The sequence below is a fragment of the Acidovorax temperans genome, from assembly GCF_028596105.1.
Taxonomy (GTDB): domain Bacteria; phylum Pseudomonadota; class Gammaproteobacteria; order Burkholderiales; family Burkholderiaceae_C; genus Acidovorax; species Acidovorax temperans.
This window is the reverse complement of sequence record NZ_CP117193.1, coordinates 2,270,982-2,295,360: the sequence shown is the minus strand read 5'-3', so window position 1 is coordinate 2,295,360 and position 24,379 is coordinate 2,270,982. Positions and strand designations below refer to the sequence as shown.

27 protein-coding genes and 1 pseudogene are annotated in these 24,379 nt (G+C 63.8%); 10 read left to right on the top strand and 18 right to left on the bottom strand.

What is annotated here, in order from left to right; translation table 11 throughout:
* Positions 1–26: 26 nt before the first annotated feature.
* From PQV96_RS10880 to PQV96_RS10860, 5 genes are all read right to left on the bottom strand, one after another.
* On the bottom strand, positions 27–1,076 hold the full coding sequence (locus PQV96_RS10880) for a GGDEF domain-containing protein (RefSeq protein ID WP_273622843.1): 1,050 nt from the start codon (positions 1,074–1,076) through the stop codon (positions 27–29).
* A 32-nt stretch (positions 1,077–1,108) separates the two neighbouring features.
* Positions 1,109–1,840 (bottom strand): tRNA (guanosine(46)-N7)-methyltransferase TrmB, encoded by a 732-nt coding sequence (trmB, locus tag PQV96_RS10875; protein WP_370541224.1) that lies wholly within the window; start codon positions 1,838–1,840, stop codon positions 1,109–1,111.
* A gap of 14 nt (positions 1,841–1,854) precedes the next feature.
* A complete protein-coding gene (gene gluQRS, locus PQV96_RS10870) occupies positions 1,855–2,877 on the bottom strand; it encodes a tRNA glutamyl-Q(34) synthetase GluQRS (RefSeq protein WP_273622841.1) in 1,023 nt (340 codons plus the stop codon).
* A gap of 14 nt (positions 2,878–2,891) precedes the next feature.
* Entirely contained in the window at positions 2,892–3,995 is a 1,104-nt protein-coding gene (locus tag PQV96_RS10865; protein WP_273622839.1) for an NAD(P)/FAD-dependent oxidoreductase, read from the bottom strand.
* A 97-nt stretch (positions 3,996–4,092) separates the two neighbouring features.
* Entirely contained in the window at positions 4,093–5,031 is a 939-nt protein-coding gene (locus PQV96_RS10860) for a LysR family transcriptional regulator (RefSeq protein ID WP_273622838.1), read from the bottom strand.
* Between the two features lie 106 nt (positions 5,032–5,137).
* Here PQV96_RS10860 and PQV96_RS10855 point away from each other — a divergent pair, with 106 nt between their 5' ends.
* The 3 genes from PQV96_RS10855 to PQV96_RS10845 all read left to right on the top strand — a co-directional run bounded on the left by PQV96_RS10855 (position 5,138) and on the right by PQV96_RS10845 (position 7,400).
* The gene (locus PQV96_RS10855; protein WP_273622836.1) at positions 5,138–5,839 is read left to right on the top strand and encodes a pirin family protein; all 702 of its coding nucleotides are present in this window, start codon (positions 5,138–5,140) and stop codon (positions 5,837–5,839) included.
* 53 nt (positions 5,840–5,892) lie between these two features.
* Positions 5,893–6,447 carry a flavodoxin family protein gene (locus PQV96_RS10850; protein ID WP_044395197.1) on the top strand — a complete coding sequence of 185 codons (555 nt, stop codon included), beginning with the start codon at positions 5,893–5,895 and terminating at the stop codon, positions 6,445–6,447.
* Positions 6,448–6,512: 65 nt separating this feature from the next.
* On the top strand, positions 6,513–7,400 hold the full coding sequence (locus PQV96_RS10845; RefSeq protein WP_273622835.1) for a pirin family protein: 888 nt from the start codon (positions 6,513–6,515) through the stop codon (positions 7,398–7,400).
* 71 nt (positions 7,401–7,471) lie between these two features.
* Here PQV96_RS10845 and PQV96_RS10840 read toward each other — a convergent pair whose 3' ends face one another.
* The 4 genes from PQV96_RS10840 to PQV96_RS10825 all read right to left on the bottom strand — a co-directional run bounded on the left by PQV96_RS10840 (position 7,472) and on the right by PQV96_RS10825 (position 11,759).
* Entirely contained in the window at positions 7,472–8,245 is a 774-nt protein-coding gene (locus PQV96_RS10840) for a sulfurtransferase (RefSeq protein ID WP_207373322.1), read from the bottom strand.
* 128 nt (positions 8,246–8,373) lie between these two features.
* A complete protein-coding gene (locus tag PQV96_RS10835) occupies positions 8,374–9,216 on the bottom strand; it encodes a MinD/ParA family protein (RefSeq protein WP_142084325.1) in 843 nt (280 codons plus the stop codon).
* A 10-nt stretch (positions 9,217–9,226) separates the two neighbouring features.
* Complete coding sequence (locus tag PQV96_RS10830; protein ID WP_273622831.1) at positions 9,227–10,003, bottom strand: GGDEF domain-containing protein; 777 nt, start codon at positions 10,001–10,003, stop codon at positions 9,227–9,229.
* Positions 10,004–10,082: 79 nt separating this feature from the next.
* Complete coding sequence (locus tag PQV96_RS10825; protein WP_273622829.1) at positions 10,083–11,759, bottom strand: SulP family inorganic anion transporter; 1,677 nt, start codon at positions 11,757–11,759, stop codon at positions 10,083–10,085.
* 211 nt (positions 11,760–11,970) lie between these two features.
* On the opposite strand from PQV96_RS10825, the gene PQV96_RS10820 reads away from it, so the two are divergent.
* The 4 genes from PQV96_RS10820 (at position 11,971) to PQV96_RS10805 (ending at position 15,024) form a co-directional block, all read left to right on the top strand.
* Entirely contained in the window at positions 11,971–12,513 is a 543-nt protein-coding gene (locus tag PQV96_RS10820) for a BON domain-containing protein (RefSeq protein ID WP_142084320.1), read from the top strand.
* A gap of 41 nt (positions 12,514–12,554) precedes the next feature.
* Positions 12,555–13,793, top strand: coding sequence for a PLP-dependent transferase (locus PQV96_RS10815; protein ID WP_273622826.1), 1,239 nt, complete (start codon positions 12,555–12,557; stop codon positions 13,791–13,793).
* Between the two features lie 177 nt (positions 13,794–13,970).
* Positions 13,971–14,786 carry a DUF2189 domain-containing protein gene (locus PQV96_RS10810; RefSeq protein WP_142084316.1) on the top strand — a complete coding sequence of 272 codons (816 nt, stop codon included), beginning with the start codon at positions 13,971–13,973 and terminating at the stop codon, positions 14,784–14,786.
* Between the two features lie 58 nt (positions 14,787–14,844).
* Complete coding sequence (locus PQV96_RS10805; protein ID WP_142084315.1) at positions 14,845–15,024, top strand: hypothetical protein; 180 nt, start codon at positions 14,845–14,847, stop codon at positions 15,022–15,024.
* A gap of 110 nt (positions 15,025–15,134) precedes the next feature.
* On the opposite strand, the gene PQV96_RS10800 is transcribed toward PQV96_RS10805, so the two are convergent.
* Complete coding sequence (locus tag PQV96_RS10800) at positions 15,135–15,770, bottom strand: arylesterase (RefSeq protein ID WP_170207415.1); 636 nt, start codon at positions 15,768–15,770, stop codon at positions 15,135–15,137.
* 60 nt (positions 15,771–15,830) lie between these two features.
* Here PQV96_RS10800 and PQV96_RS10795 point away from each other — a divergent pair, with 60 nt between their 5' ends.
* Complete coding sequence (locus PQV96_RS10795) at positions 15,831–16,526, top strand: ABC transporter ATP-binding protein (protein WP_066784428.1); 696 nt, start codon at positions 15,831–15,833, stop codon at positions 16,524–16,526.
* A 141-nt stretch (positions 16,527–16,667) separates the two neighbouring features.
* Entirely contained in the window at positions 16,668–17,417 is a 750-nt protein-coding gene (gene rlmB / locus PQV96_RS10790) for a 23S rRNA (guanosine(2251)-2'-O)-methyltransferase RlmB (RefSeq protein ID WP_044395219.1), read from the top strand.
* A 60-nt stretch (positions 17,418–17,477) separates the two neighbouring features.
* On the opposite strand, the gene PQV96_RS10785 is transcribed toward rlmB, so the two are convergent.
* From PQV96_RS10785 to PQV96_RS10770, 4 genes are all read right to left on the bottom strand, one after another.
* On the bottom strand, positions 17,478–18,083 hold the full coding sequence (locus PQV96_RS10785) for a chromate transporter (protein WP_273622821.1): 606 nt from the start codon (positions 18,081–18,083) through the stop codon (positions 17,478–17,480).
* Positions 18,080–18,682 (bottom strand): chromate transporter, encoded by a 603-nt coding sequence (locus tag PQV96_RS10780; protein WP_273622820.1) that lies wholly within the window; start codon positions 18,680–18,682, stop codon positions 18,080–18,082. The genes PQV96_RS10785 and PQV96_RS10780 overlap by 4 nt, the downstream gene beginning before the upstream one ends.
* 224 nt (positions 18,683–18,906) lie before the next feature.
* The gene (locus PQV96_RS10775; protein ID WP_273622818.1) at positions 18,907–19,194 is read right to left on the bottom strand and encodes a 7(1) septoil knot domain-containing protein; all 288 of its coding nucleotides are present in this window, start codon (positions 19,192–19,194) and stop codon (positions 18,907–18,909) included.
* Positions 19,195–19,405: 211 nt separating this feature from the next.
* Entirely contained in the window at positions 19,406–20,449 is a 1,044-nt protein-coding gene (locus PQV96_RS10770) for an IS630-like element ISStma10 family transposase (RefSeq protein WP_273622816.1), read from the bottom strand.
* An 89-nt stretch (positions 20,450–20,538) separates the two neighbouring features.
* Between PQV96_RS10770 and PQV96_RS10765 the strand changes: the two genes are divergently transcribed.
* Positions 20,539–21,672 (top strand): NAD(P)/FAD-dependent oxidoreductase, encoded by a 1,134-nt coding sequence (locus tag PQV96_RS10765; RefSeq protein ID WP_273622815.1) that lies wholly within the window; start codon positions 20,539–20,541, stop codon positions 21,670–21,672.
* 44 nt (positions 21,673–21,716) lie between these two features.
* On the opposite strand, the gene PQV96_RS10760 is transcribed toward PQV96_RS10765, so the two are convergent.
* From PQV96_RS10760 to PQV96_RS10745, 4 genes and pseudogenes are all read right to left on the bottom strand, one after another.
* Positions 21,717–21,932: a YjfB family protein gene (locus PQV96_RS10760; protein ID WP_066691925.1), complete on the bottom strand. Its 216-nt coding sequence runs from the start codon at positions 21,930–21,932 to the stop codon at positions 21,717–21,719.
* Between the two features lie 76 nt (positions 21,933–22,008).
* Entirely contained in the window at positions 22,009–23,424 is a 1,416-nt protein-coding gene (locus tag PQV96_RS10755; protein ID WP_207373317.1) for a dihydrolipoyl dehydrogenase, read from the bottom strand.
* 92 nt (positions 23,425–23,516) lie between these two features.
* Positions 23,517–24,104 (bottom strand): IMPACT family protein, encoded by a 588-nt coding sequence (locus PQV96_RS10750; RefSeq protein WP_207373316.1) that lies wholly within the window; start codon positions 24,102–24,104, stop codon positions 23,517–23,519.
* Between the two features lie 56 nt (positions 24,105–24,160).
* A pseudogene (locus PQV96_RS10745) lies at positions 24,161–24,361 on the bottom strand (GNAT family N-acetyltransferase); the annotation flags it as partial.
* Positions 24,362–24,379: the final 18 nt, after the last annotated feature.

Genomic DNA, 24,379 nt, shown 5'->3' with positions numbered 1-24,379 from the left:
AGGCTGCCTGCAGCCGCCTGAAGCGCTTAAAAAAGCTCTACGTCGTCGTTGGCCACTTTGGTGGCCAGCTCGCCAGAGGCGACCAGATCTTCGTAGAAGCGCACCTGGTTGCGACCATGTTCCTTGGCGTAATAAAGCGCCTGGTCTGCCTGGCCCAGAATTTCCACTGGCGACCCGCGCGAGGTGCCGACAAAACCCAGGCTCACCGTGACGTTGCCAACCTGCGGGAAGTGGTATTCCTGCACCGCTTCGCGGAAGCGGTTGAACACCTTGTGGGCTTTGGAAAGCGTGGTGTTGCGCAGCAGCACCACGAACTCTTCACCACCAAAACGGAAGATGCGGTCGTGCGAGCGGAAAGAGCTGCGCAGAATGTTGGCGACCAGAATCAGCACTTCGTCGCCATACAGGTGCCCGAAGCGGTCATTGACTTGCTTGAAGTGGTCAATGTCCACCACCGCCAGCCAGTTCTGTACGGGCTCACTGGTGGGGCTGACTTCTTCTGAAATCATCGACTCCGCGCTCTGGGGCTTGCTGCTGCTCAGGCCGGGCAGGGCGTTGCGGGCAAATTGCTCGTCGAAGGTCTTGCGGTTGAACAGCCCGGTCAGCGCATCGCGCTCTGAATAGTCCAGCAGGCTCTGGTAGTTCTGGTAGACGAGGAACACGCCTTTGAGCACATCCAGCTTGTGGGCCGAGAAGGGGCGCGACTGCGTGATTTCCAGGCAGGTGCTGACTTTTTCGTGCATCCACACCGGCAGCCACAGCGTGTGCCGACCAGGGCGCGGGTGCGCCAGGGCGCTGTCGCCCTGCGTGGTCACGCAGTGCATCAGTTCGGGGTAATGCTCCAGCGGCTCCTTGCGCGGGTCTGCGGCGGCCTCGGAGTCGGTAGACACCAGCTGGCCGTCCTGCACCCAGGTGCGTGGGCGGATATGGGGCTGGCCGTCGTCGGTGAACAGCTCCAGCGCCCGCACTTCCTTGATACCGCTGAGCTTTTGCAGGGTCGAGAGCACCGACACTTCCAGCCGCAAGTGGTCGCGGTGGCCAGTCATCTCGACCAGGTGTTGCAATATGGGCTTCATAGGCGGGGAAGTGCGTGCGGCTCAGGCAGAGGTCAACGGCGCTTGAAAACGATGTCCCACACCCCGTGGCCCAACCGCAAACCGCGGTTTTCGAACTTGGTGAGAGGGCGATAGTCCGGCTGGGGCGCGTAGCCTTCAGCCGTATTGGCCAGCAAGGGCTCCTGGCCCAGCACTTCAAGCATCTGCTCTGCATAGGGCTGCCAGTCGGTGGCGCAGTGCAGATACCCGCCGGGCTTGAGGCGTGCCGCCAGCTTGGCGACCAGCGGGCTCTGGATCAGGCGGCGCTTGTTGTGCTTTTTCTTGTGCCAGGGGTCTGGAAAGAAAATGTGGATGCCGTCCAGGCTGCCCGGGGCGAGCATGTGGTCAATGACCTCCACGGCGTCGTGCTGGAGGATGCGAATGTTGGTGATGTCTTGTTCGCCAATGCGCTTGAGCAGGGCGCCCACGCCTGGCTCATGCACTTCGCAGCACAAGAAATTGTCGGCGGGCCGCACACGGGCGATGTGCGCCGTGGCCTCGCCCATGCCAAAGCCAATTTCCAGAATCAACGGAGCATTGCGGCCAAAGGCGGCAGTGGCGTCGAAGGGCTCTGCCCGGTAATTGAGCAAAAAGCGGGGGCCCAGGTCTTCAAAGGCCTTGGCCTGCCCTGTGGTGGTGCGGCCGGCGCGCCGCACATAGCTCTTGATGGTTTTGGGAAATGCCACGCCAGCGGGTGCAGCGCCAGCGGCTTGTGGCGCAGCGGAAGGCTCTGCGCTAGTGGAAATATTGTTCTGTTCGATCACGGTGCGTCATTGTAGATTCGTGACCAAGCCTGAACCCAGTGCGCAAGCGCATCGGACACCGAAATGTGGTGTGAATCTGCCACTGCGGGTAAACCCAGAGCCTGCGCTGCCTGGTTCAACGCCATGAGCGGGTTGGACAGGTCCACCGCAGCAGCGCCGTTTTGCTTGGATAGCTTCTCGCCATTCACATCCAGCACCAGGGGGGTGTGGAGGTAGGCAGGTGTGGGCAGCTCCAGTGCTTTTTGCAGCAGGATCTGGCGCGGGGTGTTGTCGGCCAGGTCTTCGCCGCGCACGATGTGGGTGACCGATTGCTCGGCGTCGTCCACCACCACGGCCAGCTGGTACGCCCACAGGCCGTCTGCACGCTTGAGAACGAAGTCGCCCACGGCGCTGACCACGTCTTGCACTTGTAGGCCCAGCCGCCGATCCTTCCATGGCAGGACGTTTGCTTCTGAATTGATAGCTGCTGGCGCTTGTGGGGTAAGCGCTGGAGCCACTTTTTGGTAAAAGTCGGTCGTATTGAAACGCCATGCGCGCGGGCTTCGGCCATGCAGGCCCTGGCGGCAAGTGCCTGGGTAAGGCAGGGCGGCGTGGCGCTCCTTGGCATGGCCCAGGGCGAGCTGGGCGGCTTCGATCTCCTTGCGGGAGCATGCGCAAGGGTAGGCCAGGCCTTGTGCGACCAGCGAGTCCAGCGCCTGCTGGTACAGCGCGCTGCGCTGAGACTGCCACGCGACGGGCCCATCGGGGTGCAGACCGCACTGGGCCAGTTGGCTCAGAATGGTCTGGTCCGCCCCGGGAATGCAGCGAGGCGTGTCCACATCTTCAATGCGCACCAGCCAGGTGCCCTTGGCCGCGCGGGCATCCAGCCAGCTGGCCAGCGCCGCGACCAGCGAGCCTGCGTGCAGCGGCCCCGTGGGTGAGGGCGCAAAGCGCCCGATGTAGGGGCGGGGTGCGTGGGGCACATTGCGGCTGCAGGCGGAGGACGCAAGGGCTGTGGAGCCCTGGTGAAGGGCTCCCATCACGCTCCCCCCACTCATTTAACCGCAAGTGCCAGTTCCAGGCCCGAGATGAAAGCGTCTTCCAGGCGGTGGCCCAGGCACCAGTCGCCGCAAGCGCCCAGGCCCATGCTGGCGTCCCACAGATGGCTTTGGCCCAGCGGGTGGGTGGTCTGGGCATAGGGCCAGCAGTGCAGGGCCACATGGGCAGGCTCGGCACGCAGGCCGGTGACTTCGCCAAAGGCCTTGAGCAGCTTGGCTTGCACGCGGGCTTCGTCGTCTTGCAGGTGTTCTGCGGACCAGGCAGGGTTGGCCTGCACTGTCCAGCGCTCCACCGTGCCGCGGCCGGGCTTGGACGATTCGCGGGCCAGCCAGGCAATGCGGTGGTGGGTGCTGCGCGCCACGTTCCACTGGGGGCCCAGGGTGGTCAGCCCTGGCCGCACGGCCTGGGGGTAGGCCAAAGTCAGCGTCCAGCAGGGGGCCATGGCCACCTTTGACAGGGGCGTGGTCAGCGTGCAGTCAATGGCCGACTTGACCAGCAACGCCTGCGCTGCCGTGGCGGGCTGGCTGAACAGCACTGCATCAAATCCCGCATACACATGCTGGGAGCCATCCGAGCCTTGGGTGCGCAATTGCCAGCCTTGGGGGTTCAGGCTGTCGCGCTCCACGCGCTGCACTTGTGTGTTGAGCTGTACCTGACCCGCCTGTTGCAGTGGCTGCGCCCAGGCAGCCACCAGCGATTGCATGCCGGGGCTGGGCACCCAATGCGCTTCGCGCGACAGCAGGCCCTGCGAGGTGACGCGGCCGGTGGCGTCCAGCACGCGGACGTTGTTCGCGCTCCAGGGCTTGCAAAGCCCGGGCACGGTGTCGATGGCGCGGGCAAAGCGCGGGTCGCGCACGGTGAAGTATTGCGCGCCAATGTCAAACGAGCCGAACACTGTGTTCACGGTGGCCGTGCGGCCCCCTGGCGCATCAGCCTGCTCGAACACCGTGACGCGGTGGCCTGCCTGCACCAGGGTACGGGCGCACGCAATGCCAGCCATGCCTGCACCGATGATGGCGAAGTGGCGCGGGCCGGGCGCCGGGGTGTATGTGTCGTTGCGTCGGGGCCGCTTGGAGGGGCGGGAAACGGTTTTGCTCATGGTTTGCCTTTCAGAGACGTTCAGAGACAGCGGAAGTGACGTTCGACGTTGAATACTGGACGGTACCCACTCTACACGCGCGCCGGTCTGTCGCGGCTCAAAAATGGTGGTGGTTTTCCAGCAGGGCCTTGCGCGTGGTGGGGCTTTGCAACTGCTGCAGCCACCATTGCAACGCGCGCCCCGGTGCCGTGAAGCCCGGGCCGCCCCAGGCATAGTGCAGGCGCAACTGGCGCTCGGGGCGGGCCACGCGCTTGGCCACCAGGCGGCCGGCTTCCAGGTAGGGGCGCACCATGGGTTCTGGCAAAAAGCCACCTCCCAGGCCGCGCAACTGCACCTGCACCTTGGCTTGCATGGTGTCCACCGTCAGCACATCCTGCCCGCCCAGCAGGCCCATGGTCATGCCCCCGCGCTGGGCCGAATCAGCCACCGCCACGGCCCGGTGGCGCAACATCACGGCATCGGTGATGGGCTCGGGCATGCTGGCCAGCGGGTGGTGGGGGGCCACCACGTAGATGAAAAGCAGGTCACCCAGTGGTGCCTGCTGCAGCCCGGCCACGTCGGATGCGATGTTGGAAACTCCAATCGCCAGGTCAGCCCGGCCCGACGTCAATGCCTCGCGCGTGCCGCTCATGATGCCGTCGCGCAGCTTCAGGCGGGTGGGGGGCGACATGGCGTAAAAGCCCTCCACCAGTTCCAGCATGGTGTGCGGAGAGATCACTCCGTCAATCGACAGCGTGAGCTGCGGCTCCCAGCCCGTGGCCACCCGGCGCACGCGGTTGGCTACGGCATCAATATCCTGCAGCAGCCGGCCGCCCTCGCGCAGCAGCTCGGCCCCAGCCTCTGTGGGCTTGGCCTGGCGGGCGCTGCGGTCGAACAGCAGCACATCCAGCGCGTCTTCGATCTGCCGAACGCGGTAGGTGAGGGCGCTGGGCACCAGCCCCAGTTGCCGGGCGGCGGCGGCAAAGCTGCCTGCTTCGGCAATCACCTGCAGCATGGTCAGGCTGTCAGGCGTGAGGACATCGCGAGCGTTTTGCATGGTCGGCTCATTTTTGTTCAAGCGTTTTGAATGATGCCATCAATCGGACAGAGCCTGTGCAAGCCCCGCGCGTCCTACAGTGGAGGCATTGAAAGGAGCAATCACCATGCTGACGATTCGCAAATCACAAGACCGGGGCTATGCCGATCATGGCTGGCTGCAGTCCTTCCACAGCTTCTCTTTTGCCGGCTACTACGACCCCCGTCACATGGGCTTTGGCAACCTGCGCGTCATCAACGAAGACCGCATTGCGCCCGGCACCGGCTTTGGCACCCATGGCCACCGTGACATGGAGATCATCAGCTACGTGCTGTCGGGTGAACTGGCCCACAAAGACAGCATGGGCAACGTCAAGGGCATTCCACCTGGAGACGTGCAGCGCATGAGTGCAGGCACCGGCGTGATGCACAGCGAGTTCAACCACGCTGCCGGGCAGACCACGCACTTTTTGCAAATCTGGATCGAGCCTAACGTGCGCGGCATTGCGCCCAGCTACGAGCAAAAGAGCTTCAGCGACGCCGAGAAGCGCGGCAAGCTGCACCTCGTGGCATCGCCCGATGGGGCGCAAGGCTCGGTGTTGATCCATGCCGATGCCGCCATTTACGCGGGCTTGCTGAGCGGTGACGAGACGGCCACCTTGCCCATGCAGCCGGGTCGCAAGGGTTATGTGCAACTGGTGCGCGGTACCGTCATGGTCAATGGCGAATGCCTCAAGGCGGGCGACGCCGCGATGCTGGAAAATGAAAGGCAGGTCTCGCTGTCTGGCGGGCAGGATGCGGAAGTGCTGGTGTTTGATCTGGCAAACTGATCGCTCGTCTTTTTAGTCTGTTTACATTGGTCTGTTGATTTAAGGAGTTTCTGATGTCCCAAATCGTTGTGGTTTACCACTCTGGCTACGGCCACACCCAGCGCGTCGCCCAGCAAGTGGCCGATGGCGCAAATGCCCAGTTGCTGGCGATTGACGCCGAGGGCAACCTGCCTGAAGGCGGCTGGGAAACGCTCAACGCCGCGGATGCCATCATCTTCGGCACCCCCACCTACATGGGCGGCCCCAGCTGGCAGTTCAAGAAGTTTGCCGATGCGTCATCCAAAGCGTGGTTTTCTCGCGCTTGGCAAGACAAGGTGTTTGGTGGCTTTACCAACAGCGCCAGCCTCAGCGGCGACAAGCAGGTCACGCTGATTGCGCTGCAAACCCTGGCGTCGCAACATGGTGGCGTGTGGGTGAGCCTGGGCATGTTGCCCAGCAACAGCAAGGCTGCTACGCGCAGCGATGTGAACAACCTGGGCGGCTCGGTGGGCTTGCTGGTGCAGTCGCCATCTGACGCGTCTGTGGCAGAAATTCCCCAGGGCGACCTGGACACCGCCAAGCTGTACGGCAAGCGGGTGGCCGATATCACGGCGCGCCTCAAGGGCTGACGCTCCCCGGCTTGATCTGCCCTGACCCTGGATGGGGCGGGGCCATTACAGAAAAGGCAAACACCATGGCAGCCATGCAAACCATCACAGCGCACGACAAAGACCTGGGCGGCGGGTTCAAGGTGCGCAGGCTGTTGCCTGCCGTGGGGCGCCAATCCATCGGGCCGTTTCTGTTCTTTGATCACTTTGGCCCGGTCACCGTCACGCCGGAGTCAGAGCACGATGTGCGCCCGCACCCGCACATTGGCCTGGCCACGGTGACCTACCTGTTCTCGGGCGCCATCATGCACTGCGACAGTCTGGGCTCGGTGCAGCAAATCGAGCCAGGCGCCATCAACTGGATGACCGCGGGCAAAGGCATCGTCCACTCCGAACGTCGCCCGCAGGCACTGGCGCAGACAAGCTACGTGAACCACGGCATTCAGCTGTGGGCAGCGCTGCCGGTGGAGGCAGAAGAGGCGGAGCCCAGCTTTGTGCACACCCCGGCAGACGCCATACCGCAGCTGCAAGTGGGGGACGCCACGGTGCGTGTGCTCATAGGCCAGGCTTGGGGGCAGCAGTCCCCGGTGGTCAGCCTGGCGCCGGCTCTGTACCTGGATATCCAGCTGCCTGCCGGTGGGGTGCTCCCGTTGCCCGCAGGCTTGGCGCAAGAGGCGGGTTTGTACACCGTGGATGCTGCTGTCACCCTGGACGGCGTCACGCTCGCCGCCCAGACTTTGACGGTGCTGCCCACAGACCAGCCCATGCAGCTGCGAGCAGGAGACAGCGCCGTGCGCTGCATGCTGGTAGGCGGCGACGCTTTGCTCCAGCGCCGGCACATCTGGTGGAACTTTGTCTCCACCCGCAAAGAACGCATCGTTCAGGCAGCCGACGACTGGGAGGCCCAGCGCATGGGCCATGTGCCGGGTGAGACAGAGTCCATACCGCTGCCCGAGCGACGTTTCAAGCCCTGACAGGGTTTGATTTAAAAGTGGCTCTAGCGCTTATTTGACAAGCGCAAGCAGCTCACTTTTTGATAGTAAATTCAACTGGATGCACTGGCATCTTCGTCGCCAGCCTTGGCAGATGGCTGTGCAGAAAGATCGGGCGCCAGCACGGTGCGCTCGTCAAACACGAAGCAGCCGCCGTGGTAGTGCGCTCCGTCGGTGTGTTCAAAGTATTTGAGGATGCCGCCTTCAAGCTGGTAGACATGCTCCAGCCCTTCCTCCCGCATCAGGATGGCTGCCTTTTCGCAGCGAATGCCCCCGGTGCAGAAGCTCACCACGGTTTTGTCCTGCAGCTCCGCCTTGTGCGCGCGAAAGGCGTCAGGAAACTCCGTGAACTTGGCAATGCGCCAGTCAATTGCGTCGGCGAACGTCCCGGCGTCCACCTCGAACGCGTTACGCGTATCCAGCGTCACCACCTCGCGGCCAGCGTCGTCATGGCCTTGTTCCAGCCAGCGGTGCAGCGTGGCCGGGTCCACCGACGGGGCACGCCCCTGCGCCGGGCGGATAGTGGGGTGGTCCATGCGGATGATCTCGCGCTTGACCTTGACCAGCATCTTGCGAAACGGCACCGTGTCGGACCAGCTCTCCTTGGGCTCCAGGTCGGCAAAGCGCTCGTCCACCCGCATGCCGTTCACAAAGCCGCGCACTGCTTCGGCGGCGCCCGCCAAAAAGAAGTTGATACCTTCTTCGGCCAGCAAGATCGTGCCCTTCAGGCCTGCAGCCACCGCTTGCGCGTGGAGCCGTTCACGCAACTCGGCTGCGTCAGGCAGGGGCACGAATTTGTAGCAGGAGATGTTGAGTACGGATGTCACGGCGGGATAGGGTAGACAAGCTGCGAAGCGGGCCTGCCGAAACCGGGGGCGGTTGTCGAAAGCGCAGGCAGCCCAAAGAGCAGGGTGCGGGGCACGAAGCCCGGCCCGGCAGGTAAGCACGGCGAGAATTATGCCGTGGGGGTCAGCAGCGCTGTCTCGATCTTGTTCGCCAGCTGCGAAATGGCCAGCGCCGCAGGGCAGCCGGGCGTGTTCACCAGCAAGAGCTGGCGGCGCATCACCGCATCACGCACCGATGGGTCGGCAGGAATATCGCCCATGTGGATCAAGCGCACGGGGCGGCCTGATTGGGTGCTGACGAAGCGGTCGAGCACCTGCTGCAGCTGGCTGGTAATGGCCCGCCCGTCGCCCGGACGCGCAGCCTGGTTGATGACCATGCGCACATGCTGGCGCTGTTGCTGCATGGCCAGCACCTTGATGGCGGCGTAGGCGTCCGTCAGCGAGGTGGGCTCGGGCGTGGCCACGATCAGCACTTCGGAAGCCAGCGACACGGAAAAGAGCACCACGTCGGAAATGCCAGCGCCCGTATCCAGCAGCACCACGTCGTATTGAGGCGTCAGCGCCTGGATCACGCTCAAGAACTGGTTGCGCACTTCAGGCGTGAGGCGCGAGTACTCGACCATGCCAGAGCCTGCCAGCAACACCGAAAACCCGCCCGGGGCTTTGATGATGGCGTCTTCCAGGCGGGCCTTGCCCGTGAACACATCGTGCAGCGTGATCTTGGGGTGCAGGTTGAGCACCACGTCCAGGTTGGCGAGGCCGAGGTCGGCGTCCAACACCAAGACGCGCTGGCCTCTGCGCGTCAATGCCGCCGCGAGGTTGGCTGAAACAAAGGTTTTTCCGACGCCACCTTTGCCACTTGTGATGGCAATGATGCGCGCTCCCGTGGCAGGGACTGCCTGCACGGGCGCTGCGTTGGGCGTCATGGGTTGGGGGGACAGCGCGTCGCTCATCATCTAACTTTCAGTAGGCGCTGCCTGTTGCATCCAGCGGGGGCGGTAGATCGCCCCAGCCCGAAGGAGAATACAGCGGGCCAAACAACAAGCTCTTTTCTTCAGCACTGACGGTGCTGTCGGGCTGCTCCTCGATGCTCACGCGGTTGCGTCCTAGAGATTTTGCCTGATAGAGCTGATTGTCAGCCCGATCAATCCACAGCAGAGTGGTAGAGCGGATCCATTGCAGCGCAAATGCGCCGCCAATGCTCACGGTGACATTCAGCTCGACCGAGGGAGAAATTCGAATTGGCGTATTGGCCACGGCACGGCGGATACGCTCGGCAACCACATGCCCAAACGCCGAGTGGCAGGCGGGAAGCACCACCGCAAACTCTTCACCGCCGTAGCGGGCCAGGGTGTCCATGGGCCGCACACAGGCACTCAGGGTGCGCGCTACCGATTGCAGCACCAGGTCACCCGCAGAGTGTCCGTGCACATCGTTCACTTTCTTGAAGTGGTCGATGTCCAGCATCAGCAGCAGTGCTGCTTCGCCAGAGCGTGTCACCCGGTCAATTTCGCGTTCCAGCACCGCACGAAAATGCCTGCGGTTGGCCAAGCCTGTCAGGGGGTCTTTCAGCGAAAGCTCGCACAGCCCGTCAATCAGGCCTTGCAGGTACTGCCGTGGATGGGCGTAGTCAGAGGCGGTAGCTGGCCCGCCGCCGTGGACCTGGGATACCAGGGCGTGGGCAGTGTCCAGGCGCAAATCGCGCAGGTCTACAAGGTGAGGGGCCGCCGAATCAGACACAAATGGTTGCTTCTAAAGTTGGTTCGAGTGTAGCAGCGGCCACGCCTTGCGTAATGCAATCAGGGCGCGGGTAACGGGGTTAGCGGCCACTCGGAAGTTGCTGCAAGGCCACAAGTGCTTCGGCGTCTGTACGGTAGGTGACCAGACCTGCCGCAGCGGGTAGAACCCCCGCTTTGCGCAGCGCTGTTTCCACCGGCAGTTTGAGCCCGCTCACATGCAGACAGCCCCCGCGGGCCAGCATCAGCGCGTGCAGTTGGGCAAATACCTCCAGACCCGTCACGTCGATGCGATTGATGGGCTGGGCCAGGAGGCACAGGTGCCTGACGTCGGGGTGCGCGCCAAGGTCTTGCGCCACCCTTTGTTCCAGCGCGCTGGCCGAGGCAAAGTCGAGTTCGGCATCCATGCGCAGGGCCAGCACGTGCGGCGCCAGTGGCTCCAGGCCCCAAAGGTGCCGATCACGCAGGCTTCCGTCCGGGTGCAGGCCCACCTCTATGATGCGCGGGTGCAGACGCTGGTACAGAAAATGGCACAGGTTCATCAGCAAGCCCGCCAGCACCCCCCAGTACATGCGTGGCGCAGTGGCCAGGGTGAGGCCGAACGTGACGATGGCAATCAACGACTCAACACGCGACACACGCCAGAGCCGGGTGATGGAAGAGGGCTTGATGAGGCTGAACACCGCGGTGACCACAATCGCTGCCAGCGCCGAGGTAGGCACGTAGTACAGCGCAGGTGTGAGCCACAGCAGCACCACCAGCACCACGCCAATCGAAAACACCGTGGCCCAACCCGTTTGTGCGCCCGCATACAGGTTGATGGCAGAGCGCGAAAAGGATGCGCTGGTGGCGAAGCTGCCGCACAGACCGCTGCTGATTTTGGACAGACCCTGGCCGATCAGGTCCTGGTTTTCGTTCCAGCGCTCGCTCGAGCGCTGGCTTTCCACCTTGGCGCTGGAAGCAGTCTCCAGAAAGCTCACCAGTGTCACGACCAGCACCGGCATCAGCAGTGAGGCCAGGTCAGACCAGGGCAGCCAGCCGGGCCAATGCAGCGTTGGCAGGCCTTGGGGCAGATGCCCCACCACCGCGCCGCCCGCATCGGCATAACCGGTGGCCCAGCTGATGGCGCCTGTAGCACCCACCACGGCGATGGCGGCGGGAAACGTCGGCTTCAGCTTTTTGGCCAGAAGCAGCGCCCCCACGCTACCGACACCAAAGGCCAGCGCAGCCAGGTCAAAAAGCCCTAAGGACGGGGTGGCCAGCAACGCCCCCCAGTTCGACCGAAGCCCCGTGAGGGCCCCTAGCTGAGAAGCCAGGATCAACAACGCCGCCGCTTGGGTAAAGCCGTTGAGCACCGGCGACGTGACGATGTTCACCACCCAGCCAAACCGGGCCAGCCCCATCACGCACTGCAAGGCACCTGACAGCAGCGCAATCCACACCGCCATCTGAACCCACTGAGCGCTGCCCGGCTCGGCAAGACCCGTGAGCGAAGCCCCGATGAGCAGACTGGTCAGCGCCGTGGGGCCCACGCCAAGGCGGGTGGAGGAGCTGAACAGCACAGCCACCAGGGCGGGCAGCAGCGATGCGTAAATGCCGGTGATCAGCGGCATACCCGCCAGCGCAGCATAGGCCACCCCTTGGGGCACCAGCATCAAGCCCACCGTCATACCTGCCAGGAACTCACCACGCAGCAAAGAGGCAGATGGCCGAGGCCAGGACAAAAACGGGAGCCAGGATCGGAGAACGGAGCGCAGCATGGGGAGGGATTGTCGTTGTAGCGGCCTTCTCGGTCGGCGTGAGGGACTCTCTTTTGCCGGTGGCGGCACACATCGATCCGCTGACCGGGCGCGTTCTTGGGCTGACGGGTGGCTTCAGCCGCGTCCTACACGGTTTTGGCAGGCATCCCACACGGCCGGGGGCTAGGCCTGCCTACAGTCTCTCCATCTTTGTCATTACGAGGAACTTGTCATGAACATCAACGGATTGAACCCACAGGAAGTCACCACCTCTCGCCCCCAATGCAGCAAGGTTGCTCGCATTGCCTCCATTCTGGCCGTGAGCGCGCTGGCCTTGGGCTTGACCGCATGTGGCCGCAACGAAGAGCCCACCGTGGGGCAGCGCCTGGATTCTGCTGTCGAAAAAACAGAACAAGCCGCGGCAGACGCGAGGGCGAAAACCGAGGCTGCCATGGAAAAGGCTGATGCCCGCATGGACCAAAGCGCTGAGCGCGCCGAAGCCATGGCGAAGGACCTGGGTGAATCTGCCAAGCAGGCCGCCAACGCCGCGATGGACAAGGTGGACGATGCGACCATCACCGCTCAGGTGTCTGCGGGCCTGGCCAAAGACCCGGATCTGAGTGCCGTCAAGATCAACGTGGACACCAAAAACGGTGCCGTCACCCTCAATGGCCCAGCGCCCAACCTGGCCGCCAAAGACCGCGCACAGACCATCGCCAAGAGCATCAAGGGCGTCACTTCCGTGACCAATTTGCTGGTGATTTCTGGCGGTTAAAGACTGCCATGGGTCGGTGCAGGTGGCGCTAACATGCACGCATGAAAGCATCAGCCCTTGCACCCCACATCTCCACCCGCCTCATCCACCACGCCTACACGCCCCCCGCTGAGTTCGCAGCGCCCCAACCGGGCGTGTTCAAAGCCTCCACCGTCATCTTCCCCAACGTTGCCGCCATGCGCGCCCGCGATTGGAAAGACAAGAGCGGCTACACCTACGGCCTGCACGGCACGCCCACCACCTTTTTGCTGGAAGAACGTTTGTGCGAGCTGGAAGGCGGCACCGAATGCGTGCTCGTGCCCAGCGGTTTGGCTGCCATTGCCACCGTGGGTTTGGCATTGCTGAAAGCGGGCGATGAAGTTCTGATCCCCGACAACGCGTACGGCCCAGGCAAAGACTTTGCCGTGGTGGAACTGGCACGTTATGGCATCACCCACGCATTTTTCGATGCCTTGAATCCTGACGACCTGGCCCAGCGCATTACGCCCAAAACGCGGCTGGTCTGGCTGGAAGCCCCTGGCTCTGTGACCATGGAGTTTCCTGATCTGATTGCCCAGGTGCACATTTGCTGTGAGCGTGGGGTTCTCACGGCTCTGGACAACACCTGGGGCGCCGGATTGGCTTTTGCGCCATTTGATTTTCTGGGCGATGGCTCACTGGGTGTGGATGTGTCTGCCCACGCGCTCACCAAATACCCCAGCGGCGGTGGTGACGTGCTGATGGGCAGTGTGATGACCCGGTCGAACGCTCTGCACATGAAGATCAAGCTCACGCATATGCGGCTGGGCTTGGGGGTGGGGGCAAATGACGTCGAGGCGGTTTTGCGCTCATTGCCCAGCGTGGAGCTTCGCTATGCCGCGCACGACCGCGTGGCCCGCGAATTGGCCCATTGGCTGCAAACCCAGCCCGCCATTGCACAGGTGCTGCATCCGGCCATTGAAGGCTCGCCCGGCCATGAACATTGGCGCGCCTTGTGCGGCGCAGCCAACGCGGGGCAGGGCGCGGCGGCCGGGTTGTTCAGTGTGATGATCGATGCACGCTACAGCCAGGCGCAGGTGGATGCGTTCTGCGATGCGCTGCGTTTGTTCAAGCTGGGTTACAGCTGGGGCGGCCCGATCAGCCTGGTGGTGCCCTACAACCTGCCGAGCATGCGCAGCGGCCCCACACCGCACCTGAAGCCGGGCACCTTGGTGCGCTTTGCGATTGGCCTGGAAGCCGCCCCGGATTTGCGTGCCGACCTGGCCCAGGCGCTTGAGGTGATGGAGCGCGCTCCAGCCTGATCACCACGGCACAGAACCCCCAGACATCTTGTGCAGAGATGCAGGGGCGCGCGGAGGGCGGGGGGAGGGGCGGGGTGGTAGTTTCCTCAGTGGTAAAGCACGGCAGGCTGCATTACGGTGTGGTCAGCGCCCACTTGATGTGGGTTAAGTCCTCGTTTTACCTCGCAGTGCCCCCTCATGTCAGACACCCCCGTCCCCGAGGTTCCTCCCACCCGCGATGCTGCCCCCATCGTTCTGCAGCGTCTGACGTTGGCAGACCCCTTCCGCTGGCTGGCACAGGGCATTCAGGATTTGCGCGCTGCGCCGGGTATTGCCGTGTTTTACGGCCTGTGTTTCTGGTTCATGGCGATGGTGCTGGGCTGGGTGTTCCGCACGCGGCCGGAATACACGATGTCCCTGGCCAGTGGCTGTCTGCTGGTTGGGCCCTTTCTGGCGATGGGGTTGTACGAAACCAGCCGCCGGCGCGAAGCAGGCATTCCGCCACAGCTCAGCGAGTCCCTGACTTGCTGGGACAGCCACATGGGCAGCATGGGCATGCTGGTCTTGGTGCTCATCGTGCTGGAGTTGTTGTGGGGCCGGGCGTCGCTGGTGGTGTTTGCCGTGTTCTTCAACACGGGCATGCCGTCCACCACGGGCGTGTTGCAGGCGGTGTTCAACCGTGAGAACTGGAGCTTTGTCGCGGTGTACTCGGCAGTGGGCGGGGTGTTTGCTGCCCTGGTGTTCTCCACCTCGGTGGTGTCCATTCCCATGATCCTTGACCGCGACACCGATGCCCTGACGGCTGGGATCACCAGCATTCGCGTGGTGCTGGAGAACCCCTTGACGATGCTGCTGTGGGGTGCTCTCATCACTTTGCTGGTGGGCGCATCATTGTGGGCGGGCAGTGTGGCATTGGTGCTGGTGGGGCCGCTGCTGGGCCATGCCAGTTGGCATGCCTACCGTGCCGCTGTGCAGCGCGTGCCTGCCGCTGCCATGCAGCCCGAATTGGCTTGAGCCTTGGCCCCGAAAGCCAAGCTGTTACAGTGGGCCTCTACTTCAGAAAGCAAACACCTTGGCAACACCTAACTACGGATACGAAAAACGCCAGCGCGAACTCGCTAAGAAACAAAAAAAAGAAGAGAAGCTGAGAGCCAAAGCACAACGCCGGCCGGACGATCCGCAGACGGGAAACGCTGAGGGCGATCAGGATGCAGCGCCCTCCGCAGCACCCAGTGAAGGCACGAACAACTGACACTTTGGGCCCGGCGCGCAGAAGGTTTTTTCTGGTGCCCAGGCAAAGTCTCGCTCACAAGCCCCGCAACCGCTGGTTTCAGCGTTTGCAGGGCTTTTTGTTTTGGCGCGTCAGCGCAGCATTTTCTTCAGCTCTGGCCACACATTGGCCAGCATGAGCGGGTGGGCCTCGGCCTTGGGGTGAATGCGGTCGGGCTGGAACATGCCGGCGGGGTCGGCTTCATCGGCCACACCTTTGAGGAAGAACGGCACCACCGCCGCTTTCTGCGCCTTGGCCACCGTTTCAAACAGCGCGGCAAAGCGGTTGGCGTAATCGGTGCCGTAGTTGGGCGGCACCTGCATGCCCACCAGCAGCACTTTGGCGCCCGCTTTCTGGGCGGCCTGGGTCATGAAGGTCAGGTTGTCCTGGGTGTTTTGCAGCGGCAGCCCGCGCAGCGCGTCGTTGCCACCCAGTTCGATTACCACATGGCTGGGCTGGTGCTGCTGGAGCAGCGCCGCTATGCGCGAGCGGCCGCCCGAGGTGGTTTCGCCGCTCACGCTGGCGTTGACCACAGACGCGCTGATCTTGTCGGCAGCCAATTGCTTTTCCAGCAGGGCCACCCAGCCCGAGCCGCGCGGCAAACCGTACTCGGCGCTCAACGAGTCGCCCAGCACCAGAATGACCGCTGACTTGGCTGCTTTGGGGGCTGCGCGCGCTGTGGTTTGGGCCCCGATGCCAGGCGCGTAAATCCCCATGGCGGCAGCCATGGAGGCGGTGAGGATAAAGTGACGCCGATACAGATCGCGAATCAAAGTAAAGAGCCTTTCATGCCTGAATCTCCCTCGTTGCCCGTAACGCCCATTATTGCTGTCGAGCATGTGTTCAAGTCGGTGACGGACTCCACCGGGACGCTGGACATTTTGCGGGATATTGATTTCCGTCTGGCGCCAAGGGAGACGGCGGCCATTGTGGGCGCCTCGGGCTCGGGCAAGAGCACGCTGCTGTCCATCATTGCCGGCCTGGACACCCCCACACGCGGCACGGTGCGGCTGGATGGGCAAGACCTTTTCGCGCTGAGCGAGGACGACCGGGCCGCCCTGCGGGCGCAAAAGGTGGGCTTCGTCTTCCAGAGCTTTCAGCTCATGGGCAACCTCACCGCGCTCGAAAACGTGATGCTGCCCCTGGAGTTGGCCGAGCGGCGCGATGCCCGCAAGGCCGCTGCCGAGATGCTGGAGCGTGTGGGACTGGGCCAGCGCCTGGGGCATTACCCCAAGGTGCTCTCGGGCGGCGAGCAGCAGCGCGTGGCCTTGGCGCGTGCCTTTGTGGTGCAGCCCGCTTTGTTGCTGGCCGACGAGCCCACCGGCAGCCTGGACTTTGCGACGGGTGAATCCATCATGCGGCTGATGTTTGAACTCAACCGCGAATTGGGAACCACGCTGGTGCTGGTGACCCACGACCGGGCCATCGCCGCGCAGTGCGAGCGGCGCATCACCATCGACGCAGGGCGTGTGGCAGAGGGTTGATGGGTTTTTTGCCTCCGGCGCTTGCCCGCCAAGCGCAAGCAGCTATTAATTTAATAGCAACCCATTGCGCAAAGTGAAGCGCCAGCGCTTTGGCTGCGTGGCCCTGGAAGGGGGCGGCGCCAGGGCAACGATAATGCCCGCATGTCCTCCCCCAAAGTTCTCTTCGGCTTTCATGCCGTGGGCGTGCGCCTGAAGACCGCGCCCCAATCGATCATCGAGATTTATTACGAAGCCACGCGCCGCGATGCGCGCATGCGGCAGTTTCTGGACCGTGCCAAAGAGGCCGGTGCCCGCCTGATCGAAGCCGACAGCGTTCGCATCGCCAAGCTGGCGGGCAGCCACGGCCACCAGGGTGTTGCAGCGCGCGTGGAGCCTGTGGCCCAGATCACCTCGCTGGACGAGCTGCTGGAGAACCTGGAAGCCGCAGGCATTGAGCAGCCCTTGCTGCTGGTGCTGGACGGAGTGACCGACCCGCACAATCTGGGCGCGTGCCTGCGCGTGGCAGACGGTGCCGGTGCGCACGCAGTGATTGCCCCCAAAGACCATGCCGTGGGCATCAACGCCACCGTGGCCAAGGTGGCCAGCGGTGCTGCCGAAACCATGCCTTACTTCATGGTGACCAACCTGGCGCGTACCCTGAACGAACTCAAGGAACGCAACATCTGGTGCATCGGCACCAGCGATGACGCGCCCAAGACCGTCTATCAGGTGGACCTCAAAGGCCCGGTGGCATTGGTGCTGGGCGCGGAGGGTGACGGCATGCGCCAGCTCACCCGCAAAACCTGCGATGAGCTGGTCTCTATCCCGATGAAGGGCGCGGTCGAGAGCCTGAACGTTTCTGTGGCCAGCGGTGTGTGCCTGTACGAGGCACTACGCCAGCGTTCGCTGTAAACCCGCCCAAGGCTGGTAGCCCTGCTACCGGCTTGGGCCAGGGCTGGCGGCCCAGGCCGTTCAGATCCAGCCCATGCCCCCGGCCACTGCGCCGGCCCCGAGCATCCACAGCAGGTGCAGCTTGGTGCGCCACACCAGCAGGGTGGTGGCGGCCGTGATGGCCCACAGCGGCCAGTTGACCAGTTCAGCGCCATGGGCACGTGTCAGCACCCATGCCGTGGCCAGCAGCAAGCCAATGACCACCGGAGCCATGCCCTGCTTGAAGGCGCGCACGCTACGCCGGTTGCGGTTGCGGTGCCCCCAGCGGGTGGCCTGCCAGGTCAGCAGGCTGCTGGGCAACATCACACCCACCATGCACACCAGAATGCCGAGCAGGCCCAGCGCCCAGCCTGCGGCGCCAGGGCCACCGGCGTTGATGCCGATGTTCCACCCCAGCAGGGCAATGAACAGCACATTGGGGCCCGGCGCGGCCTGCGCGATGGCGATGGAGGCGTTGAACTGTGGATCGGTGAGCCAGGCATTGCGCTCCACCAGAAAACGGTGCATATCCGGCGCGGTGCTGATGGCCCCGCCCACTGCCAGCAACGACAGCGACAGGTAGTACAGGAACAGTTGCAACCAGTCCCACGAAGACAGGGCCACGATGGCGGGCACAGCAGTGGTCATGGGGCGATCTTTCTCCAGGTCAGCACGCAGGCGAGCAGGCCCACGCTGGGCAACGTCCAGAACAGAGGCCAGCGCAACACCGCCATGGCAATCACCGTGAGCGCGACCAGACCTCCGCAGACCACCAGGCCCAGCGGGTGTTTGCGCAAGGTGGACGAGAGCTTGAGGCCCATGCCGGCAATCAGCCCGGCGGCTACCGCCCCCATGCCCCGCAACGCGCCAGCCACGGCGGGAAGGGAGGCAAACTGGGCATACACCACGGCCACCGCCAGCACCAGAATGAGTGGGAAGGTCAACATGCCCGCCAGGGCCGCCACGGCGCCGCGCCAGCCAAAGTAGCGCTCGCCGATCATGATGGAGAGGTTCACCACGTTGGGGCCCGGCATGATCTGGGCCACTGCCCAGTCTTCCACGAACTCGTCGTTCGTCATCCAGCGTTTTTTCTCGACCAGTTCGCGTTGCACCACGGCCAGCACGCCGCCAAAGCCTTGCAGCGCCAGCCAGGTGAAGGACCAGAACAGATCGGCGCAGTCGCGCGGTTGGGGGCGGGGGGCAGCGGGGTCGGTGCCAGCAGCAGTCACATCAGGGGTGTCGGCCATGGGTCGGGGCGAAATTGGCCTCTGGCGCTTATCCATAAAGCGCAAGCAGCTATCAAATCAGGAGCAATCTTGCAGCTTGGACACCTTGCCGGAGTGGCGTAAGGCGCAGAGCCAAGCCGCGTCAAGCCTGCGATGTTAGCCCGCAAAGCAAGGCCGAGCGCCCGGCTGCCCTTCGCGTTGCGGCAAGGCCGGGGCGATGAATGGTGTGCCCCGGCCGCAGCCGCTCACTTCCCCAGTTTGCCTTCCAGCGCGTGCCCCTGCGTGCGCCAGCCCGCCTGCGCCAGGTGCTTGACCTTGAAGATGCGCAGATCCGCCTGGGCTTCGTACTTCACCTTGAAAATCTTGAAGGTGGCCTGGCTTTCATAGTGAACCATGTGCCACACGGCGTCGCCTGTGGCCTGCTGCTCGTACGGAACCTCCAGAACGGCGAGGTCTGCCTGGCTTTCATACGGGGTTTCAAACACTTTGGCGTCGGCCTGGTTTTCGTACTTCACGACGAGGACTTGTGCCATGGGTCAGTTCCTGTGATGGGGTGAATGGATGCCACGGGTCAGCACCCGAACGATACCCATCAGGGTACCGCGCAAGCGCTAATCCTGGTCCACCGTCTGGACAAGCGAGCCGTTTGGTTGCCCCATCGGCATGTGCACGCCGCGCTACCATTTGCCCACGCGGCCCCAGCGCATCCGCAGGGCGCCTTCCTATTGATCCGGCGGGGATTATTCATGAGGCCGCATAGGCGACATGCTTGTCACCAAAGTACTTCTTGACCCGCTCTGGTGTGTTCTCCAACATCGTCACGTGTTCAGTCGCCGCTGCGCGCAGCTTGGCCTTGGTTCGCACCGGAACCTTGCTGCCAATCGCATGCTTCAAATCTGCGTTCAGCCGCTCCTCTGGGTTGAGCTCAGGGCTGTAGCTGGGCAGGTAGAACAATTCAATGTCCTGTTTGTGCTGTGTCGCCCACTCCTTGACTGGCTTGCTGTGGTGCACCCTCAGGTTGTCCAGAATCAGGAATATCTTCTTGCCCTGCGACTCCTTGATCAAGGCCTGCATGAACTCGATCAGCCTGTCTGAATTGAACGCCTCGTCAATGATCATCCAGCGCGTTTTGCCCTGGTTGGTGACGGTGGCAATCATGGAGAGCTTTTGCCGCGTTCCGCCGACTGCGCGCGTCACTGGTGTTTGGCCCGCAGGTGCGTAACTTCTGCCACGCACATCCGTGTTGACCAGCGCTGTTTCGTCACCCCAATGAATTTCTGCGCCTTCACGCTTGGCTCTGGCCTCAATGGTGGGGTATTCATCTTCGAGCCAGGCCTGGACGGCCTCGGGCCGCTGCTCGTAGGCTTTCTTGATCGGCTTTTGCGGTGTAAAACCCCAGCGTGCCAGATAGTCGCCCACCGCCCGCACAGACAGCTTGATCCCCAGGTCGCGTTCAATGAGTTCGCGCACTGCGGGCCGACTCCAAAGCGCGAACTCCATCTTGATCTGCTCTGGGCGTTTGTCGATGATGGTCATTCGAATCACGCGCTCTTGCTCAGTGCTCAGGCTGCGTCCACTACCTGGTTTCTTTCCCCTGGCGTGGGGCTTGAGTGCGGCCGCACCGCCTTGCTCGAACAGGCGCAGTGCAGTGTTAACCCCAGACCAACTGAGCCCGGTTTGCTCAACGATCTGCATCACGCCAACACCTTTTCGATGCAAGCGAATGACCTGCTTGCGCCGTTCATGCAGCACTTCCCGCGACTGCTTGCGTGCATCTTCTTTTTCCATGAACGTTCGACTCACGCAATCTACAAAAGTTCATGAATAAATCATGCCGAGTTTATAACGCACCACACCACACCACAGCGACGCAACCCATGCAGACAGCAGACTACATCGTCATCGGCGCCGGTATTGCAGGCGCTTCCATTGCCTGGCAGCTTGTACAAAACGGGCGCAGCAGCGTGCTGCTGCTGGAGCGGGAATCGCAGCCGGGCTATCACACCACCGGGCGCTCGGCTGCGCTGTACATGGCTACGTATGGCACGCCCAACATCCAGGCCCTGACGCGTGCCAGCCGTGCGTTCTACGACGCGCCACCGCTGGAGTTTGGCGCGGACCCCATCCTCTCGCCGCGTGGCGTGATTTACGTGGCGGGGCCAGACCAGCTGGATCTGCTGAAACGGGCCTACGACGATGCCCGTGCGGCATCCCCTAATGTGGAATGGGTGGACAAGCCCGCGCTGCTGGCCCAGCTGCCTTGCCTGAAACCCGAGGCCGTGGCCGCCGGCATGAGTGAGCCCGAAGCGGCTGACATCGACGTACATGCGCTGCACCAGGGTTACCTGCGCGGCCTGCGCCAGCGGGGCGGGCAGGTGCTGACCCAGGCAGAGGTGGTGGGCTTGCGAAAAGAGGGGGATGCCTGGCACGTGGCGCTGGCCGATGGCCGGCAATTGCGGGGCAGCACCATCGTCAATGCCGCGGGCGCCTGGGCGGATGTGGTGGCCGCCATGGCGGGCGTGCCGCCCATCGGGCTAGAGCCGCGCAGGCGCACCGCCTTCACGTTTGCTGTGCCAGAGGGGATGGACGCCAGCCATTGGCCCGCCGTGATTGGCATTGACGAGAGCTTTTACTTCAAACCCGATGCTGGCCAGTTGCTGGGCTCTCCCGCCAATGCTGACCCCACCCATCCACACGATGTGGTGCCTGAAGAGCTGGACGTAGCCACGGGCATTTACCACATTGAAGAATTGACCACGTTCCAAATCCGCCGCCCCTCGCACACCTGGGCAGGGCTGCGCTCGTTCGTGCCCGACGGCGACATGGTGATTGGCTGGGACAACCACGTGCCCGGCTTTTTCTGGCTGGCGGGGCAGGGTGGGTACGGCATCCAGAGCGCGGCAGGAGCATCGCTGCTGGCCAAAAGGTTGCTGCGGGGCGAGTCGTTGGGCCCCGAGCTGGAGGGGGAAGGCGTTGAGCCACAAGGGCTCTCGCCAGCCAGGTTGCGTTAAAGGTGGTGCGGGGCGTGCCCCGCGCCATCCCTCTGAGCAGTTTCTTAAGCGAAGGTGTTGGGCTGCGTACCCTGTGTCCCCGAAGTGGCCAGTGCAGGCTGGGGCATGGATTGCTGCATGGCGTCGATCATGGTGGCGGCGCTTGATGCCTGAACGTCAAGCGCTTTTTTCAGCACCGCCATGTTCAGGGCGTCAGAGGTCTGTGCACTGGCAAGGCTGGTGGCGGTGGCCACGATGCTGTTGGAGAGTGCAACGTCCATGAAGGGCTCCTGCTGGGTTACACAGCCTTATCGGCTGTTTTTGCCGTGTACTTGACCGTTGTTACATCTGTCGCGCTCATTCCAGTGCCGGCACACCGATGCCGCCACAGGTGGCCAGGTCGGAATCCGCAGGCTCCGGCAGCTGCCGAGCGGCATCACGCAGGGCCGTGCGCAACCCCTCCTCGTAAGTGGGGTGGTAGAAAGGCATTCCCAGCAGATCTCGCACCGTGAGTTTTTGCTGAACGGCCAGCGCCAGAAGATGTGCCATGTGTTCCGCCTGCGGGGTGCACATCTCCGCGCCATGCAGGCGGCCCGTGGCCTTGTCGGCGTAAATGCACAGCCGCCCCGCGTTGCGCAGGGCCGTGCGCGCACGCCCCTGGTCATGAAAACTGGCGCAACCCGTGACGGTGGTGTGGGCGTCCAGGTCCGCCCACCGGCGGCCCACGGCAGCCACCTGCGGGTCTGAAAAAACAATGGCCAGCGGCGTACGGCGCCGGAACTTGCGCGGCGTGCCGGCCAGCGCGTTGATGCCCGCAATGTGGCCTTCGTCGGCCCCCTCGTGCAGCAAGGGCAGGTGGCCATTGGCATCGCCCGCCATGAACACGGGCAGGTTACCGATCTGCTGGGTTTGCGGGTCTACGGGCGGCAGGCCCCGTTCATTCAGCGGCACGCCCAGGGTTTCCAGCCCCAGGTGCTCGATGTTGGGCGTGCGCCCCATGGCCGCCACCACCTGATCGACCACCACGGCCTGGTTGCCGCTGCGCACCTCGATGCCGCCCGCCACCTCCCGCAGCTCGGCGGGTGCCCCGGTGTACAGCCGCATGTCGGCTTTGAGCACCTGGGCCAGCTCGGTGTTGATGTCTGCATCGCGAATGCCCGCGAAGTGCTCGCCTGTGCTGAAGGCAGACACCTGCAGCCCCAGCCGTGCCAGGGCCTGGGCCATTTCCACCCCCAGCGGGCCCATGCCGATCACGGCGATGCGTGGGCCGAGCGTGGGCTGTTCAAACAGCGTGTCGGTGGTGAGCATGCGGTCGCCAAAGGCCAGCCATTCGTCGGGCAGCCGGGGGCGCGACCCGGTGGCAATGATGATGCTGCGCGTGGCATAGGCTTTTCCGCCAATTTCCACCAGCCCGGGCCCCAGCAGCGTGGCACGGCCCGACTTTTGCGCGCTGCCCAGGTTCTGGGTGGCCTTCAAGGCCCCGGCGACCAGCTCATCGCGCAGTGCGCGCACCCGCTGTAGCACGGCGGGCAGGTCGGCCACCAGCGCCGTGGCGCCGCGCAGGCCCAGTTCATTCCAGACATGGCGCCGGTGGAACGTGCTGGCCGCCTCGATGAGCATCTTGGAAGGCATGCAGCCCACCCGGGCGCATGTGGTGCCCCAGGGGCCGTCGTTCACGATGAGGTAGCGATCGGTGCGCTTGCGCACCTCGCGCAGGGCCGCCAGCCCCGCAGTGCCCGCGCCGATGATGATGGTATCCAAGGGTGCCCCCATGTGCCCTTCTCCAAATTGAGGTGAGAGCAGCGAGTGTGAGCGGCCCGTGGCTGGGCGCGTGTAGGCCTACAGCCCAAATTGGGTGAGCGCTGCTAGGGTGTGACCCACCCCACGCGGCCCTGCCCGTGGTCGTTGATGCGTTGTACGAAAGCCGGTGCCTGCGCCTCGGGCAAACGCAGCTGCAGGCTGACGAGCGAGCCGTGTTGCACATCGAGCAGCTGCGCTCCTGCGGCTTCCACTTCGCGGCGAATCATGCCTTCCAGTGCGTAGGGCACCTGGCATTGCAGGGTTTTCATGCGCTGCAGGGTGATCTTGGGGGCCGTGAGCAGCGCCTGTGCCACCGTATCGGTGTAGGCCCGCACCAGGCCGCCCGCGCCCAGCTTCACCCCGCCAAAGTAACGCACCACGGTGGCCAGCACGCCTTCCAGGTCCTGGTGGCGCAGCACGTCCAGCATGGGCCGGCCTGCGGTTCCGCCCGGTTCGCCGTCGTCCACTGCGGCTGACTGGCCACCCGCCAGCAACGCCCAGCAAATGTGTGCGGCGCCGGGGTGCTGCTTCCAGAGCGCATCCACCACGGCCTGGGCGCTGGCACGGTCGGCCATGGGCTGCACGCAGCCGATGAAGCGGCTTTTCTTGATGATGAGTTCGCTGTGGGCGGGTTCGGCCAGGGTGTAGGGCATGGGGGCGCAAGTGTACGGCGGTAAAAAAGGGGGCAGTCTGCCCTGCGCAGGTAGGCCTACAGCTTCAGCGCCCAGGTCTCCCCCACCAAGTGCTGCCCAAAGCCCTCGTAAGGCTCAGACTTCAACAGCACAAATCCCCGCCGTGCGTAGATGTGCCGGGGGGTGGTCAGGCAGCTGTTGGTCCAGAGCACCATTTTTTTGTAGCCCTTGGCGCGGGCAAAGCTGATGCACTCGTCGGTGAGCCGCGCCCCCAGCCCAGGTCACCCGGGGCCAGT

Bases quoted from the DNA above. Each gene is read 5' to 3' on its own strand.
- PQV96_RS10880 (WP_273622843.1), bottom strand. From the start codon at position 1,076: ATGAAGCCCATATTGCAACACCTGGTCGAGATGACTGGCCACCGCGAC.
- gluQRS (WP_273622841.1), bottom strand. From the start codon at position 2,877: ATGGGAGCCCTTCACCAGGGCTCCACAGCCCTTGCGTCCTCCGCCTGC.
- PQV96_RS10865 (WP_273622839.1), bottom strand. From the start codon at position 3,995: ATGAGCAAAACCGTTTCCCGCCCCTCCAAGCGGCCCCGACGCAACGAC.
- PQV96_RS10860 (WP_273622838.1), bottom strand. From the start codon at position 5,031: ATGCAAAACGCTCGCGATGTCCTCACGCCTGACAGCCTGACCATGCTG.
- PQV96_RS10855 (WP_273622836.1), top strand. From the start codon at position 5,138: ATGCTGACGATTCGCAAATCACAAGACCGGGGCTATGCCGATCATGGC.
- PQV96_RS10850 (WP_044395197.1), top strand. From the start codon at position 5,893: ATGTCCCAAATCGTTGTGGTTTACCACTCTGGCTACGGCCACACCCAG.
- PQV96_RS10845 (WP_273622835.1), top strand. From the start codon at position 6,513: ATGGCAGCCATGCAAACCATCACAGCGCACGACAAAGACCTGGGCGGC.
- PQV96_RS10835 (WP_142084325.1), bottom strand. From the start codon at position 9,216: ATGAGCGACGCGCTGTCCCCCCAACCCATGACGCCCAACGCAGCGCCC.
- PQV96_RS10825 (WP_273622829.1), bottom strand. From the start codon at position 11,759: ATGCTGCGCTCCGTTCTCCGATCCTGGCTCCCGTTTTTGTCCTGGCCT.
- PQV96_RS10820 (WP_142084320.1), top strand. From the start codon at position 11,971: ATGAACATCAACGGATTGAACCCACAGGAAGTCACCACCTCTCGCCCC.
- PQV96_RS10815 (WP_273622826.1), top strand. From the start codon at position 12,555: ATGAAAGCATCAGCCCTTGCACCCCACATCTCCACCCGCCTCATCCAC.
- PQV96_RS10810 (WP_142084316.1), top strand. From the start codon at position 13,971: ATGTCAGACACCCCCGTCCCCGAGGTTCCTCCCACCCGCGATGCTGCC.
- PQV96_RS10800 (WP_170207415.1), bottom strand. From the start codon at position 15,770: ATGGCTGCCGCCATGGGGATTTACGCGCCTGGCATCGGGGCCCAAACC.
- PQV96_RS10795 (WP_066784428.1), top strand. From the start codon at position 15,831: ATGCCTGAATCTCCCTCGTTGCCCGTAACGCCCATTATTGCTGTCGAG.
- rlmB (WP_044395219.1), top strand. From the start codon at position 16,668: ATGTCCTCCCCCAAAGTTCTCTTCGGCTTTCATGCCGTGGGCGTGCGC.
- PQV96_RS10785 (WP_273622821.1), bottom strand. From the start codon at position 18,083: ATGACCACTGCTGTGCCCGCCATCGTGGCCCTGTCTTCGTGGGACTGG.
- PQV96_RS10780 (WP_273622820.1), bottom strand. From the start codon at position 18,682: ATGGCCGACACCCCTGATGTGACTGCTGCTGGCACCGACCCCGCTGCC.
- PQV96_RS10775 (WP_273622818.1), bottom strand. From the start codon at position 19,194: ATGGCACAAGTCCTCGTCGTGAAGTACGAAAACCAGGCCGACGCCAAA.
- PQV96_RS10770 (WP_273622816.1), bottom strand. From the start codon at position 20,449: ATGGAAAAAGAAGATGCACGCAAGCAGTCGCGGGAAGTGCTGCATGAA.
- PQV96_RS10765 (WP_273622815.1), top strand. From the start codon at position 20,539: ATGCAGACAGCAGACTACATCGTCATCGGCGCCGGTATTGCAGGCGCT.
- PQV96_RS10760 (WP_066691925.1), bottom strand. From the start codon at position 21,932: ATGGACGTTGCACTCTCCAACAGCATCGTGGCCACCGCCACCAGCCTT.
- PQV96_RS10755 (WP_207373317.1), bottom strand. From the start codon at position 23,424: ATGGGGGCACCCTTGGATACCATCATCATCGGCGCGGGCACTGCGGGG.
- PQV96_RS10750 (WP_207373316.1), bottom strand. From the start codon at position 24,104: ATGCCCTACACCCTGGCCGAACCCGCCCACAGCGAACTCATCATCAAG.